Here is a 14,389-nt window from a genome sequence, read left to right as displayed (position 1 = left end):
GCACGCTGTCCCGCGGCCCGTCGTCACAGCGACGAGCGGCAGATCTCCGTCCAGAACGCGTCCGTCCAGATCTCGTACCCCCGGTCGTTGGGGTGGAACAGGTCGCCCGAGGTCTGGGTGAACATCCCGCGGAAACCCTCGGCGCGGAGCCGGTCGTTGAGGGGCACCACGACCAGTCCGGCCTCGCCCGCTGCCGTCCGTACCGTGCCGGCCGCCTGCGCGGAGTCCGTCTCCCAGCGACCGTGCATGAAGTACGGGACGTCCGCGACGTAGGTCCCTGGCGGGAGCCCGGCGACGAGGCGGTCGACGTCGGCGGCGAAGCGGTCAGTCTCGTAGCGGCGGACGTCGTTGCCCCCGATGGCCACCGTGACGAGGTCCGGCTCCAGTCCCTCGAGCTGGGGCAGCTGCTCCTCGACCACGTCGGCCACGCGGGCGCCGGAGACGCTGAGGTTGACCACCTGGACGGGCCGGCCGGTGCTGGTGCGCAGCCGCTCGGCGAGCAGGCCAACGTATCCCTTGTCAGGGCTGCTCGCACCCACGCCCTGGGCGGCGGAGTCGCCGAGGGCGACGTAGAGCAGCCCGTCCGGCTCGCCCTGCGGCTCGGACCAGTACGCCCGTGTCCGGGCGACGCTCTGCTGGGTGCCGACGGCCCGGAAGACCACGATTACGACCGTCAGCAGCAGCAGGCACCCGGCCGCGGTCAGGACGGGGTGCCGCCGCCACCTGCTCACCGTCCGGGTCACCGGCTCGTCATGGTTCGTCGCCCGCGTCCTCATCTGGCCTCGGTGACCGGTCGGGACCCTGCCCTCACCGCGTCCGCGGGCTCCGGAAGGCGCAGCCGCTTGAGCAGCAGGGCGTTGACGGCGACCAGGACGCTGGAGCCGGACATGGACAGCGCCGCGATCTCCGGGCGCAGGACCAGCCCGAAGGCCGGCTCGAACACCCCTGCCGCGATAGGCAGGGCGATGGCGTTGTAGCCGATCGCCCAGCCGAGGTTCTGCCGCATCTTCCGCAGGGTGCCCCGGCCGATCCGCAGCGCCGTGGCGACGTCGAGCGGGTCGGAGCGCATAAGGACGACGTCGGCGGTCTCGATGGCGACGTCGGTGCCGGCGCCGATGGCGACGCCGAGGTCGGCCTGGGCGAGCGCAGGGGCGTCGTTGACGCCGTCGCCGACCATGGCGACCCGCCGGCCCGCGCCCTGGAGCCGGGAGACCTCGGCGGCCTTGTCCCCGGGGAGCACCTCCGCGATGACCGTGTCGATGCCGAGCTGGTCACCGATCCGGCGCGCGGTCTGCTCGTTGTCACCGGTGAGCATCACCACCTGGACGCCGGCCTCGTGCAGCGCCGCGACGGCCGCAGCGGCGCTGGGCCGGACCGCGTCGGCCATGGCGACGACCGCGACGGCCGCGCCGTCCACAGCTACGAGAACGGCGGTGCGACCGGAAGCTGACAGGTCGTCCCGGTGGGCGGCGAGCTCGCCGAGCTCGACGCCCTGGGCCGCCATCAGGCGGCGGTTGCCGACGAGGACCCTGCGGCCCTCGACGGTGGCGACGGCGCCGTGCCCCGGCACGTTTCGGAAGTCTGCGGCCACGGCAGAGGGGACCCCTCGTCCCTCTGCGTACGCGACGACAGCACCAGCGAGGGGGTGCTCGGACTCGCGCTCGACCGCCGCGACCAGGCGGAGGACGTCCGGCTCGGCCAAGCCGATGACGACCACGTCGGTGACCTCGGGCCTGCCGAGTGTGAGGGTGCCGGTCTTGTCCATGACGGCGGTGTCGATGCGCGCCGAGGTCTCCAGCGCGGTCGCGTTCTTGAACAGCACCCCGCGTCGGGCGCCCAAGCCAGAGCCGACCATGATCGCGGTCGGGGTGGCCAGCCCCAGCGCGTCGGGGCAGGTGATGACCACCACCGTGATCGCGAAGAGCAGGGCCATCTCCACACCGGCGCCAGCGGCGAACCAGACGCCGAACGTCAGCGCCCCGCCGACGAGGGCGACGAGGACCAGCCAGAACGCGGCGCGGTCGGCGAGGCGCTGCCCGGGGGCCTTGCTGTTCTGCGCCTCCTGCACCATCGCCACGATCTGCGCGAGCGCCGTGTCGGAGCCCACCTTGCTGGCCCGGACCCGGAGCGTCCCGGTGGTGTTGACCGATGCCCCGATGACGTCGGAGCCCTCGGACTTGGCCACGGGCAGGCTCTCGCCCGTCACCATCGACTCGTCGACCTCGGACTCGCCGTGCACGACGACCCCGTCCACCGGGATCTTCGCGCCGGGGCGGACCAGGACGACGTCGCCGACGACGACCTCGGCCGTCGGGACCTCGACCTGCTCCTGCCTGTCGGGCCCGCGCAGGACGACCGCCATCGGCGGCGCGAGCTGCAAGAGCGAGCGGATCGCGTCGTTGGCCCCGCCGCGGGCGCGCATCTCGAACCAGTGACCCAGCAGGACGAACGCGGTGAGGACGGTGGCGGCCTCGTAGAAGACCTCGCCGCCGCCGGTCAGGGTCACGCCGAGGCTGTAGAGCCAGCCCGCGCTCACCGCGACGGCGACCAGCACCATCATGTCCAGGGTCCGCGCGCGCAGCGCCCGCCAGGCGCCGTCGTAGAAGATCCACGCGCTGTAGAAGATGACCGGCAGGGACAGCAGGAGCGAGAGCACGTCGTCGCGCAGCCCGAACGGCGTGGCGGCGGTGAAACCAAGCACCTCGCGCCCGATGGGGGAGAACAGCAGGATCGGCACGGACAGGACCGCGGCGGCGACGAAGCGGTTGCGCATGTCCCTGGCCATCGCGGCCATCGACATCCCGCCGTGGTGGCCGCCACCGTGCTCGCCGTGACCCATGGCGTCCTGCGGTCCGTCGGCCGGAGGGCGGGAGTGGCTATCGCTCATGGGGTCGCAGACGTGATCGGGGACCGAGCGGCCCTCGCAGTGGTAGCCGCACTCCCTCACCCAGCCGGACAGCTCCTCGAGCGACGTCTGCGACGGGTCGTAGGTGACGGTCGCGGTCTGCGACACCGCGTTGGTGTCAGCCGCTAGGACACCAGGTCGGCGTCTCAGGCTGCGGGTGACGGCGGGCTCCGAGGACGACCGGAGCATCCCCTCCACCTGCAGCGTGTCGGTCAGGTGTGTGGCCATGACAACTCCTCCTTGATACCCCTAGGGGGTATTGCCACCTTAGCCCGGAAGGGGGCGCTTGGAAAGCCCGGCCGAGGGCCGGCCGGCCGTCGCCCCGCGCGGGCGGCGTGGTCGGGTTGGCATTGAGCCCGAGCCGACGACCGACGCGAAGCCAAGCGCGCTCGCGCAGCCGAACGCGGGGGGGGGGGAGTCGTCTGCTCGTGCGGCGGCCCCTTCCGACGACGAATGCGTGACACATCGCTTACACGCGCTAGCATCGGTAGATGCCGATCCCGAATGGCCCCGTCCAGGGTGCGCAAGGGGTGCAAACACTGGACATCGCCGCGGCACTGTTCCGGGGACTGGGTGACCCCACGCGCTTGGCGATCCTCCGCCACCTGGCCTTGGGTGAGCACCGTGTGGTTGAGCTGACGCAGCACCTCGGGCTGGCGCAGTCGACTGTGTCGGGGCACCTGGCGTGCCTGCGGGACTGCGGCCTGATCACGTCCCGCCCGGCCGGTCGGGCCTCGTTGTACTCGCTGGCCGAGGTGGGACTGATGGATCTGTTCGCCGCGGCGGAGAAGGTGCTCGACGCCACGGGTGACGGGGTGCTGCTGTGCCCGGCGTACGGGCCGGGGGCCGACGCGTGAGCGGCCGCAAGGTCGTCCCACAGACGCTGACGGCGGAGCGCCGATCGCTGCTGGGGCGACGTGCGCAGCTGATCGCCGGGGCGGCGGTGACCTACAACGCCGTGGAGGCGGTCGTGGCCCTGACCGCCGGCGCCGCTGCTGGGTCGGTCGCGCTGATCGGTTTCGGGTTGGACTCGATCGTCGAGGTGTTCTCCGGGCTGGTGATCCTTTGGCAGTTCCGCCACAGGGTCCCCCAGGCCCGTGAGCGGCAGGCGCTGCGCCTGATCGCCGTGTCCTTCTTCGGGCTCGCCGCCTACGTGAGCGTGGAGTCAGTGCGGTCGCTCCTGGGGCAGGCGGACGTGGAGGCGTCCCGCGTGGGGATCGTCCTGGCGGCGGCGTCGCTGCTGGTGATGCCGTTGCTGTCCTGGGCCCAGCGCCGCACAGGTCGCCAGCTCGGGTCGGGCTCGGTGGTCGCCGACGGCACCCAGACGCTGCTGTGCACCTACCTGTCGGCGGTCCTGCTGCTCGGACTCGTCCTCAACGCCACGCTCGGCTGGTCGTGGGCCGACCCGATCGCCGGCCTGGTGATCGCCGTGGTGGCCCTCAAGGAGGGTGTGGAGGCCTGGCGCGGGGACAACTGCTGCGCCCCGCTGCCCACCCTCATGACCCCGGAGGACGTCGGCGCCGACAGCGATGCTGGCTACTCGGGCGGCTGCTCCTCGGGCTGCACCTCCGCGTGCTGCGCCGGGACCGAGACACCCGTCAACACGGTGTCGTCCGGGCCGCCGGCGGCCGACCGCGGTCGAGCGGCGGTCGAGCGGTGGTGAGCTGATGGGTGCCGCCACCCCACGGCGCGCCGTGGCGGTCGGCGGCCCGGCCTCACCGCCCCCCTCTCTCGCCCCGTGACGGCCTTCGTCTCCGTCGGTCGGTCGCCCTCGGGGACAGTCAGTCAGAGCCGCTCCCGGGTGAGGCCTCGCCTGGCGGAGGACCTGACACCCTGACGAGATGTCGGACGTCGCCCGGTCCCTGCTCCTGTTCGCCCTCGCTGCCGTCGCGGAGATCGGCGGCGCCTGGCTGGTGTGGCAGGGGGTCCGTGAGCACCGGGGCTGGGTGTGGATCGGGGCTGGCGTGCTGGCTCTCGGGGTCTACGGCTTCGTCGCCACGCTCCAGCCGGACGCGAACTTCGGCCGCATCCTCGCCGCGTACGGAGGGGTGTTCGTCGCCGGGTCGCTGGTGTGGGGCATGGTCGCCGACGGCTTCCGCCCCGACCGCTACGACGTGACCGGCGCCCTGGTCTGCCTGGCCGGCGTCGCGGTCATCATGTACGCGCCCCGAGCCGCCTGAGCCGACGGCCGCCGACCCTTCGCCGCTTCAGCGAGAGCGGGCCCCAAGCCCGTCCTCGCCCCGCCCCGGTCGTTCGGGCATCCCGAGGTCGCTGACCCGGCCGGCGGCCGCGCCCGCGCCGACGCGTGGAACGTGCGACGCCCTGACCAGGGCGCGACGGCGCAGCAGCAGGCCCACCACGGACAGGGCGGCGACGACCACCGCGAAGGCGAGGCCCGCGAAGGCCAGGGTTGCTGCCGTCGCCACCAGGCCGCCGCCGGCGATGCCGAGCAGGCCCAGGACGGGCGGGGCGCAGCACACCGCGCACGCAGCTGCCGCGCCGCCGACCAGGCGGCGGTCCCGTCGGCTCGTGGTCGGCTCCGCCGGTCGGTCCGCCGGCGCCGAGACCCCGTCGACGCCGATGGGTCCCTGGCCGGTCACCGGAGTCCCGCCTGCACGTCGGCGAGCGGGACGAACGGGATGGGGCAGCACTCCCGACCGGCGCACTCGTGGAGGTCGTCGCAGCCCGCCGCCACCGTGGCGAGCAGGGTCTCCCGGATGGTGACGAGGTCGGTGATGCGCTGCTCGACCTCCACCAGCTTCTCCTGCGCCCTCGCCTGGAGCCCGCGGTCACGCCCGCGGCGCCGACCGACCTCCAGCAGCTCCGCGACCTCGTCGAGGGTGAACCCCAGCCGCTGCGCAGCCTTGATCACCCGCAGCGCCGTGACCGCCTCGGGCGGGTAGACCCGGTGCCCGCCCAGCGTCCGGTCGGGCTCCTGCAGCAGCCCTCGTCGTTCGTAGTACCGCAGCGTCTGCACGTTGACGCCGGCCGCGTCGGCGACCTGCCCCGTGCGCAGGCCCGCGGCGCTCATGCCGTCGTCCTGGGCAGCTGGCCCGCCCGGGCCGCGATCCCGTCGAGCACCTGGACTTGGGTCGGGGGGACCGAGACGGTCAGGAGGAGCGTGGCGGGCTCGACGCGGTCCAGGGAGAAGGTGAAGAACGAGCAGCAGCCCGTCTCGCGCCGCACGAGGTCACGGACCAGCTCCTCCGTCCCGGGGGCGGCGTCGAGCCGCACCGTGAGGACGGTCGGTCCTACCCGGTCGAGCGCCGTGGCGTGCGAGAGGAGCTCGTCGAGCTCGGCCACCCGCAGGGGGTGCTGCTGCGTCGGCAGCGAGCACTCGGCGGGGACCCAATCGACCGGGGCTGTCTCTGTCATGGCACGACGGTAAGGCGGTACCTGGGTACCGGATGCAAGCCCTCGAGATGACGGAGCCACAGGCGCGACGACCATCACGAGCACTCACCGCAGCGCGCTGCGCGGGGCAGGCGCGCCGTGCACGATGCCGTCCATGACCGTGACGCTGCTGTACTTCGACGGCTGCCCGAACTGGCAGGAGGCCGAGGACCGCCTGCACGAAGCGATGCGTAGGGCCGGCCGGCCGGTGTCGGACCTCCGTGCCGAGCGCGTGATCACGCCGGAGGACGCTCAGCGTCTGCGGTTCCGGGGGTCCCCCACCATCCTGGTCGACGGGGAGGACCCCTTCGCCGACGCGGCTGCGCCCGTGGGCCTCGCGTGCAGGCTCTTCCAGACCCCGGACGGGCTGCTCGGCGCGCCGACGGTCGAGCAGCTGGTCGCGGCCATGCGATGACGGGACGACCTAACCCGGTCGTGCCCACGGCGGCTCACGTCTCGTGCGGCTGTTGCGGGCGGACGCTGCCACGCCGTCGGGTGGCCGAGCTGGGCAGCACGCCCGGAGTGTTCATCTGTCGCCGGTGCGCGGTCTGGGCTCTGCTGCGCGGCCGCGCTGGGTAGCCGTCCCCCGCTTGTGCGACGCGATCCAAGAGGCGCGTGGGCGCGCCCAAGCAGCCCAGCCGCGCGGAGGTCCGCGCGTCGAGCAATACCTTCCCGGCGCGGGCGCGGCCGCCCCGGATGACCACCGGTACTCGAAGGCCGGCCAGCAGGGACTTGGCCGTCGCCAACCACGATCGCGTCCTGCCAGATCGCCCGTCCGCCGGACCACCCTGAGACGGGCTCCTCACCTGGGCGCGATTCACCTTGAAGCCTCGCCCTCGGCCGGCGTCGCGCCTGTGCTGCCCTCCGGCACGGCGGGCGCACACGTGCCCGTCCTTGTTCGGCCCTCACTGGCTGACGGCGGTTGTCACCAGATTGGCGGTGCCCGTGCAGTGCCCTTGGACGTCAATCCACCCATTAAGGTCGCAGGTCACAGCCGGTACAGCGGACGGTCTTGAAAACCGTTGAACGTTCAACCAAAACGTTCCGTGGGTTCGAATCCCACGCCCTCCGCTGAAGACGACTCTGCCGCCGCGCGGTGGAGTCGTCAACGCACGGCTAGCCGTTATCCACAGGCGTACGCACCACGACGACGACGGTGGTCGCCGTCGGGGCGATGTGCAGCGTGCGCTGGCGACCGGGAAGCCTGTGGACCCGTCGACTGGTCCGCGCCGCGGGGAGCAGTCCTGCAGTTGGTTCGGGCGCAGGAGACAAGGGGTCCCATCTGCCTCTGCTTGTCGGCTGAGACCCGCAAGGCCCGTCTCTGCAGGGGGCAGTCCGGGACGGAGCTGTGCCGATCAGCGGGTGGCAGGCGCCGTGAGCGTCAGAGGTCAGGTGTCACCTTTCCGTGCAGCAGTCCCTTCAATTTCGGCCGTCGTTGACACAGCAGTCCCGGTCTACTCAACAAGCGGTGCGGCAAGTGTCTGAGGACTGCAGACGGGCACCCCAGCGCCGGCCCGCATCCCACGCGACCGTGCCCCGTGTGCTCCTCCGTGCCCGGGCACTCACGATGCGTGAGGCTCCTCGCCGCGCTACGGCGAGGAGCCTCCGCTGCCCTTAAGGGCGGCCCGTTGCAGGTGTCAGCGGTGCGGGAGCCGGCGCAGCCAGCGCAACAGCCAGCTGCCGCTGGGGGCGGACGGCACGTCGGGCACGGCTGGTGTGGGGTTCCCGCGCCGGAAGGCGGCGTCGCGGGCTCGCCCGCGGGTGATCTGCTCGTCGGTCCACGGGCCCGCCCGGACGATCCGGTTGCGGCGGATGCAGTAGTGCGACTGGCACGGGAAGCTCCAGTTCCCGACGGAGTGGTCCAGGCTCACGGTCTCGCCGTCCCAATTCAAGGTCCAGTCGTGCGGGGAGATGCCGAGGACGACCTCGTGGCCGCAGCCGCAGGCGCACAGGTGCAGCGTGGTGGCGTATTCGACCGAGACGTAAAGCACGCCCGGTTCGGGCTGCGCCGGGACCGTGGTGACGAGGACGGGCCGGATCTGCGCGATCACGCCGCACCGTCCAACAGGGACTCGCCCTCGCCCGCATCGGCCGCAGCGTCCGTGAGGCGGACCGGGGTGTTGACGATGTGGTTGCCGTCGATGACGTACGTCGCGCTGCCCTCACACTCGAGGTCCGTGTAGAAGCCGACCGCCTTCTTCCACCGGGTCACGGCTTCGACGGCGTTGAGCGCGTTCATCTCGCTGGTCTGGATGTTCTGGTCGTAGATGTCGTCGGCGAGGCTGCCCGTCAGCGGCAGGTGCTGACGGGCCTGCTCGCGGGTGGTGGCGGTGCTGAGCGTGGTGCGGACCTGCCCGAGAACCTGGGCGCGGTCCTCGTCCAGCAGCAGCCCCATGCCGGTGTCGATGAAGTCGCACCCGACCCGCTCGAGGAGCTCGACGACCCCGCGTCGGGAGGCGCCGGTGTCGACGCAGACGAACACGAAGTCCATTTGCGCGAGCAGCTTGGTGTGCTGCGGGCCGAGACGCTCGGGGTGCGCGATGACGCCGGTGCGCATGACCGCCCACCGCTTCGCGTAGATGTCGACCTTGAACGGGCCGCCGGTCAGCTCCTCGACCGAGGTCGGGCCGGGTGAGCGGAACGTGTTGTGCTGCAGGAAGCGGTCGTCGTCGAACAGGTGGATCTCCCCGACCGGACAGCGGGCGACAAGGTCGAGGACCCAGCTGCCGGTGCCGCCCAGCCCGACGATGGCGATCTTCATCCCGCGGATCTTGTCGGTGACCGCGCCGAGACCGGCGCGGGCTGAGGAGGTGTCCTCGAACAGGAACGGTGCCGGGTCGCCGACCGGCCGCTGCACCGGGTATGTGCGGGCGGTGACGGTCGGGTAGACGGCCAGCGCGGGGGCGCTGATCATCGCGATGTAGGTGGTCATCTTCTCGTGGTAGTTGGCGTAGCCGCTGCTGCCGACGGGCTTGCTGGAGAAGCTCCACTGCATCTGCAGCGACGCGCTGGCCGGCGCGGGCGCGTGCGCAATCTCGTGCAGGACGGTCCCGTCGGCGTGGCAGGGGTGCTCACCGATCCACATCGCGACGTGGGTGCCCGGGGTGACTGTGACGTCGCCGGCAAGGTCGAGGGTGCTCACGAGCGTGCCCAGCGCGACCTCCATGGTGGAGGTCACATAGGGCACGCCGTGGATGAGCAGGTGCCCGTCACGAATCTCGACGTCGTAGCCGTCGTCGATGAGCCGCTTGAGGTCGCGGCTACGACTTGTCGGTCGCGGAGACAACGAACACCATCCCGTCCTTGACCTTGACGCTGTCACCGGCGAGCAGGGAGCCCTCGGGCTTGTTGCCCTGCCCGCGGCGGTAGGACACGGTGAACAGCACGTTCGGGCCGCTCGGGGTGTCGGGGAAGGCCAGGGCGACGACCTGCTCAAAGGGCATGGTCTTCGCGCTGGTGGTGTGCTCGCGGGCGTTGACGATGAACGTGACCGGGCGCCCGGTCTCGTCGCTGCCCTTGCCGTGGTCGTCCTTGCTGCTTTCGTTGTGCGTCTGAGCGCTCATGCTGTGTTCTCCTCATCAGTCGTTCGTCCCGGTGGGGACGTGGGGCTGCTGCCCCTTCGATGAGGTCTGACGTAGGAAGTGCCGGATCGTCCGGCGCGGGGCTAGGCGCAGTCGCGGCAGGGCGTCGTCGGGTCGTCGAACGCCGTGTACCGGGCCTTGTGCAGGGTGAGGCCGCACCGGGGGCAGGGGCGTTCGCGGGCGCTGATGGGGCACGAGCAGTGCCTGCTCGGGCAGCGCGGGGTCTGACAGGTGCGGCAGAGGTCGTCGGTGCGGATGTAGTCCTGCAGGCAGACGTCGCAGGTGAGGAACTTGCTCGGGCCGGTGTAGGTGCCCGGGGCAGTGCGGGTCGGGGCGAACGCCTTCCAGCTGGCGTTGTCCTGCTGCAAGACGGCGACTGCGTACCCGTCGACCCACGTCGCCTGCCCGTACAGCGGTGCGGACGTGCCGGTGCTGTAGATGATGTGCGTCTGGTCGTGCTCGACGGTCTCACCGGGTCGGGAGAGTGCCCGGGCCACGAGTGGGGTGCTGGCCTGGTTGCTGCCGCGGGCGGGTGGGATGAGCCCGGTGCTGGCGGTCGCGTCGACGATTCCGTCCTCCCGGTACAGCACGACGGCGCCGCCCCCGACGAGGAGCTCCGCAGCCCGGACACAGCAGGCCGCGCGGGAGGCGCGGCTGCTGTCGTAGTACGCCGCGACCGTGGTCGCGTCGGGGCCGCGCTGCGGTGTAAGGCTGCTGATTAGACTGTCGGGGAGCAGGACACGGCTGGCGAAGACCTGGCAGGACGCCTCTTCCAGTTGTTCGTCGCTGTCGTGCTCGAGCAGCGCGACCCCGAGGTCGAGGTTGGTCTGCTGCAGGTGGTGGCCGTACTCGTGCAGGGCGGTGAACGCCTGCCTGCGCCGCGACAGCGACGCGGTCACCAGCAACGCCGGGGGTGTCTCGTTGTGCCGGTACCCGCCAGCGACGGTGCAGCCGGCGCCGGTGTCGGTTTCCGGCACTAGCCGCAGGTTCACGTCCGGGTGCTCGGCGAGCGCACCGAGCGGGTCGGTGCTGAGGGCATCAAGGAGGTCACGGTCCGTGGCCTCGAGGAGGGCGATCATCCGACCGGCCTGCTCGCGCGTAGCCGGGCGCAGGGCAGCGAACGACGGACGGGTCACGACTCACCCGCGACGATGATCGACAGCCGCTGGCGCCAGTCGGGTGTGCTGGTGCTCTCCCGTGCGGCGAGGGCGTAGGCCTCCGCGGCGAGGCTGGTGCGGGCCTCAACCTCCGGCACGCCTTGGCGTCGCGCGCGGGTTCGCGCGGCCGAACGCCAGCGGGGGTGCTCGACCTCGGCGACTAGTGCTGGCTCGAGGCCCCCTGCGGCGGGCAGGGTGCCGTTGGCGAGCCCGAGCCGCTGTTCGAGGCTGCGGGCCTGCGCGTCGGTTAGCTCACGCTTGCTCCGCAGCAGCTCCATCGCGATCGGCTGCCCAAGTTCTAGGCTCTCGATCAGGAGGGTCAGTTGTGCCCCTGGCTCCCCGGGGAGAAGGCTGCTGAGCTTGGCGGGGTTCTTCGGGCGGACCGGCACGGCAGGTGCGTCCTGCAGCGTGTGCAGGTCATCGCCCAGCTCGGCGAGCAGCTCAGCGCCCGGGTCGAGCACGTCGACCGGCGCCTCCGCTCTTGGACGAGTCCGCAGGGTGGTGCTGAGTGCCTGCGTGGCGGCGGAATCCTCGATGAGGACGTCGAGGACGCGCTGGTGCAGCGGACCGCGCAGCCCGGGCCACACCGTAAGCCGCTGGTAAGTGTCGGTTCGCGCGACGACGTGCTCGACGGCGCTGCCGACCGGCGGTGTCTCGCCGGGAGTGGCGACGACGACCTCGAGGGAGCCGCTCGCGAACTCGTCGAGAAGGAGCACGAGCAGGGCGGTGCCCTCGACGTGGGCGCGCCACATCTGCCCGACAGCAGGGTCGGGCTGCTCGGAGCGGTCGAGGGCGTCAAGCAGTGCGTCGGGAGCCCGGTAGCTGCTGAGCTTGGCGCTCAGTCGGTACTCGTACTCGCTCACTGCTGACCTCCCTCATAGTTCTGTGTCACGGTGCATCTGACGTGGCAACGCTGACATCGTCCGTTCAGGGGTCGTCGCCGTATGCACCGAAGTCACGCTCGGCGAGTCGGACGAGCGCGGCGGCGACGGCCGCATGGTCGACGTCCTGGCCGGCCAGAGCCTGCAACGCCTCGTTGACCTTGCCGATAAGGGTGTAGGCCGTGGTGCGTCCGACCCCCAGGGCGTCCTGCACGGCGCGGTGATCGTGCAGGTGAAGCAGGATGCGCCGCTCGCGATCGCTGAGCTGCGCGTACGCCTGCGCAGCGCGAACCGCGGCCTCGTCAAGCTCGACGGAGTTGAACACCGGCGGCTCAGCCAGCCGCTCAGGCAGGGTGTCGTCCTCCTCGAGCGGCACGAACGAGGTGAGGGTCACGCCGAACCGGCGCTGAAATACGGTGACCAGCACGCCGCTCTCCACGCTGCCCCCAGCGCGTTCCAAGACGGCCTCGAGGACGCGGAGCAGGTCCGGGCCGCTCGCCATCGGGGCCCGGCGGTTCTCGTCGCGCCACCGCACCGGCTTCACCCCAGGCACCGCCCTCGCGGCCGCGACGAGGCTCTCGATGTCGACGCTACTAACCTGCTCCGCTCCGACCAGCGCCCAGCGTTCCCCCTGACCGTTCGGCTTCACGAACAGGTCGCTTTCGTGGACGAGTTCCTCGAGGCGAACACGGATCGCGCCGGTGTCGGTCTTGCGAGCCTGGTCGATGAGCCAGCGCTTCATGACGCGGCTCGTGACCTTGAGGGTGGCGGTCTCGTCGTCGCGGACGGTCAACACCGCGTTTGTGAGGTCCTCGAGTTTCTCGGCAAGAAAGTCGTGCAGGACGTCCTCAAGCGCCCCAGCCGTCCAGCCGCCCGGAGGCTTCAGGGTAGGGAACGGCTGGACGGCGCTACGAAACCGGGCGGTGAGCATCGCTATCGTCGCGGGCCCACCAAGGTGCCCGAGCGCGCGCAGCTCATCGGGCACGCTCATCGGTCACCTCCCACCCGTCCCGTCACGCCCGCGCGATGGGCCCTGCAGCCGCGTCGCGGCTGATCCTGCCCGCCGGGCGGCCGTGCTGCGCGGGACACGCAGGCCACCGTGACAGCGCGAGCCATCGCGCCCCGCATGGGGCCAGTTCAGGGCGCCACCCTGGGGCCACATCGGGTTGACACACTCACCACCGGTCCGCCGGGCAGATCTGAAACGACGCCCGGCGAGGTGCTAGGCGTCTGAAGGTCAGAACCTGCAATCACTACCTGCAGGGGCGGCCTGCGCAACTGCCGCGTTGCGGGCTACTGCCGATGCGCTGGGTGAGCTGCGTTCGGTGGTCACCCACACTGCGACGCTCGAGGGCGCGCCTCGGCGACGAATCCCACCGACGATGCACACCTGGCTAGTCGCCACCCCAGCCCCACTGCACGTTCTGGTGCCCACAGTGACGGCAGGTGACATAAGCGTTGCTGTTGTCGCCGTCCTCCCCTGCGTCGGTGATCTCCGAACCCGACATGTCTTGCTGGCACGACTCGCATGGCTGGGGACTGCCACTGCCGCCGCGCGCCCAGGGGGTGATAAGTGGTCCCCCGCTCTCGCGGAACCAGACAGGCTCGCCGCACTCGCCAATGCCGCTCGTGCACTCAAAGCGCTCGGTGCCCCGGTCGTCGGGTCCACCGTCGCTGCGGAGCGGAGAACCGCACTCAGGGCAGGTCTCACCGGAACTGCCGCTGCTGCTAAGCCCAGTCACGAAGCCGCCGATGCGATCGAGAATCCCCATGCCGGCATCCTCTCAAGTCGCGCTGAACCATGGGAGCGGTTCCGACCACTCGCTCATGCCGCCCAGCGTGCTCCAAGCCAGGGCAACATCAAGGTCCGGGCCCTCGCCGACCACCTGGTCGCCACGGGCCGGCTGCCGGCAGCAGCCGACCCCGTGCAGCCCTGAGCCCTCCGGGAGCGGCTCCGCAGGCCCCAGGGAAGAGCGCGCGTCGCAATCGTGGGAGCGGCTCGACACCCCTCGCCGCCGGGTCGTCCTGAGGTGACGGCCTCCAGGGCCTATCGCCGACCCGGGAGGGCGGGTAGCCGGGCACGTGCGATGAGGCAACCAGCTCGCTGCCTCCGCTGGCGGACGTGGACCGGCTCGAGCGCGAGCGCGGGCCTCGTTCCCCAAGTCAGTCGCAGCACCTGAAGCCCCCCGGCTGACGGCTGCCTCTACGGCTGACAGACGTTCCGTCGTCTCGGTGTCCGACCCGCGACTGACCGCCCTGGTAAGCGGCTCGACCCACGTCGCGCCCCACGCGGCTTTGCCGTCAGCCCCGTCCGCTGCCGCGTCCCGAGAGGGTGCGCCATCTGACGAGCGCGTTGCGTCGCTGCACGTCCGTTGGTGTCCGATGTCGAGCAGCAGCTGCTGATGGCGTCGTGGTGCCCCAAGCCTCGTTACTGGTGCCCCATCTGTGCCCCCGGTCCCCGTCAGTCCGGCA

At 71.4% G+C, this 14,389-nt stretch carries 15 protein-coding genes; 4 read left to right on the top strand and 11 right to left on the bottom strand.

Going from position 1 to position 14,389, the window contains the following annotated elements:
* Positions 1–23 precede the first annotated feature (23 nt).
* Together WCS02_RS00475 and WCS02_RS00470 are read right to left on the bottom strand one after the other, a co-directional pair.
* Positions 24–776 carry an SGNH/GDSL hydrolase family protein gene (locus WCS02_RS00475; protein ID WP_340288117.1) on the bottom strand — a complete coding sequence of 251 codons (753 nt, stop codon included), beginning with the start codon at positions 774–776 and terminating at the stop codon, positions 24–26.
* Positions 773–3,133, bottom strand: coding sequence for a heavy metal translocating P-type ATPase (locus tag WCS02_RS00470; protein ID WP_340288114.1), 2,361 nt, complete (start codon positions 3,131–3,133; stop codon positions 773–775). The genes WCS02_RS00475 and WCS02_RS00470 overlap by 4 nt, the downstream gene beginning before the upstream one ends.
* 263 nt (positions 3,134–3,396) lie before the next feature.
* Between WCS02_RS00470 and WCS02_RS00465 the strand changes: the two genes are divergently transcribed.
* The 3 genes from WCS02_RS00465 (at position 3,397) to WCS02_RS00455 (ending at position 5,085) form a co-directional block, all read left to right on the top strand.
* Positions 3,397–3,762 carry an ArsR/SmtB family transcription factor gene (locus WCS02_RS00465; protein WP_340288111.1) on the top strand — a complete coding sequence of 122 codons (366 nt, stop codon included), beginning with the start codon at positions 3,397–3,399 and terminating at the stop codon, positions 3,760–3,762.
* Positions 3,759–4,568, top strand: a complete 810-nt coding sequence (locus WCS02_RS00460; protein ID WP_340288108.1) for a cation diffusion facilitator family transporter — start codon at positions 3,759–3,761, stop codon at positions 4,566–4,568. The genes WCS02_RS00465 and WCS02_RS00460 overlap by 4 nt, the downstream gene beginning before the upstream one ends.
* Before the next feature lie 178 nt (positions 4,569–4,746).
* Positions 4,747–5,085, top strand: coding sequence for a YnfA family protein (locus WCS02_RS00455; protein ID WP_340288105.1), 339 nt, complete (start codon positions 4,747–4,749; stop codon positions 5,083–5,085).
* 27 nt (positions 5,086–5,112) lie between these two features.
* Here the strand turns inward: WCS02_RS00455 and WCS02_RS00450 are convergent, their stop codons facing one another.
* From WCS02_RS00450 to WCS02_RS00440, 3 genes are read right to left on the bottom strand one after another with little or no spacing between them, the layout of a single operon-like run.
* Positions 5,113–5,505 carry a hypothetical protein gene (locus WCS02_RS00450; RefSeq protein ID WP_340288102.1) on the bottom strand — a complete coding sequence of 131 codons (393 nt, stop codon included), beginning with the start codon at positions 5,503–5,505 and terminating at the stop codon, positions 5,113–5,115.
* Entirely contained in the window at positions 5,502–5,936 is a 435-nt protein-coding gene (locus WCS02_RS00445) for a MerR family transcriptional regulator (RefSeq protein ID WP_340288099.1), read from the bottom strand. Before WCS02_RS00445 ends, WCS02_RS00450 begins: the two co-directional genes overlap by 4 nt.
* Positions 5,933–6,280, bottom strand: a complete 348-nt coding sequence (locus WCS02_RS00440; protein WP_340288096.1) for a hypothetical protein — start codon at positions 6,278–6,280, stop codon at positions 5,933–5,935. The genes WCS02_RS00445 and WCS02_RS00440 overlap by 4 nt, the downstream gene beginning before the upstream one ends.
* 133 nt (positions 6,281–6,413) lie before the next feature.
* Between WCS02_RS00440 and WCS02_RS00435 the strand changes: the two genes are divergently transcribed.
* A complete protein-coding gene (locus WCS02_RS00435) occupies positions 6,414–6,713 on the top strand; it encodes a DF family (seleno)protein (RefSeq protein ID WP_340288094.1) in 300 nt (99 codons plus the stop codon).
* Positions 6,714–7,935: 1,222 nt separating this feature from the next.
* On the opposite strand, the gene WCS02_RS00430 is transcribed toward WCS02_RS00435, so the two are convergent.
* From WCS02_RS00430 to WCS02_RS00405, 6 genes are all read right to left on the bottom strand, one after another.
* On the bottom strand, positions 7,936–8,349 hold the full coding sequence (locus WCS02_RS00430) for a ubiquitination-like system serine protease family protein (RefSeq protein ID WP_340288091.1): 414 nt from the start codon (positions 8,347–8,349) through the stop codon (positions 7,936–7,938).
* Entirely contained in the window at positions 8,346–9,584 is a 1,239-nt protein-coding gene (locus WCS02_RS00425) for a ThiF family adenylyltransferase (RefSeq protein WP_340288088.1), read from the bottom strand. Before WCS02_RS00425 ends, WCS02_RS00430 begins: the two co-directional genes overlap by 4 nt.
* Positions 9,559–9,861, bottom strand: coding sequence for a multiubiquitin domain-containing protein (locus WCS02_RS00420; RefSeq protein ID WP_340288086.1), 303 nt, complete (start codon positions 9,859–9,861; stop codon positions 9,559–9,561). The genes WCS02_RS00425 and WCS02_RS00420 overlap by 26 nt, the downstream gene beginning before the upstream one ends.
* A 101-nt stretch (positions 9,862–9,962) precedes the next feature.
* On the bottom strand, positions 9,963–10,958 hold the full coding sequence (locus tag WCS02_RS00415; protein ID WP_340288083.1) for an ImmA/IrrE family metallo-endopeptidase: 996 nt from the start codon (positions 10,956–10,958) through the stop codon (positions 9,963–9,965).
* Positions 10,959–11,011: 53 nt separating this feature from the next.
* On the bottom strand, positions 11,012–11,899 hold the full coding sequence (locus tag WCS02_RS00410; protein ID WP_340288080.1) for a hypothetical protein: 888 nt from the start codon (positions 11,897–11,899) through the stop codon (positions 11,012–11,014).
* 64 nt (positions 11,900–11,963) lie between these two features.
* Positions 11,964–12,908: a hypothetical protein gene (locus tag WCS02_RS00405; protein ID WP_340288078.1), complete on the bottom strand. Its 945-nt coding sequence runs from the start codon at positions 12,906–12,908 to the stop codon at positions 11,964–11,966.
* Between the last annotated feature and the right edge of the window lie 1,481 nt (positions 12,909–14,389).

The sequence above is a fragment of the Aquipuribacter hungaricus genome, from assembly GCF_037860755.1.
In the GTDB taxonomy this organism is placed as follows: Bacteria; Actinomycetota; Actinomycetes; order Actinomycetales; family JBBAYJ01; genus Aquipuribacter; species Aquipuribacter hungaricus.
This window is presented reverse-complemented; position numbering and strand designations above follow the sequence as displayed.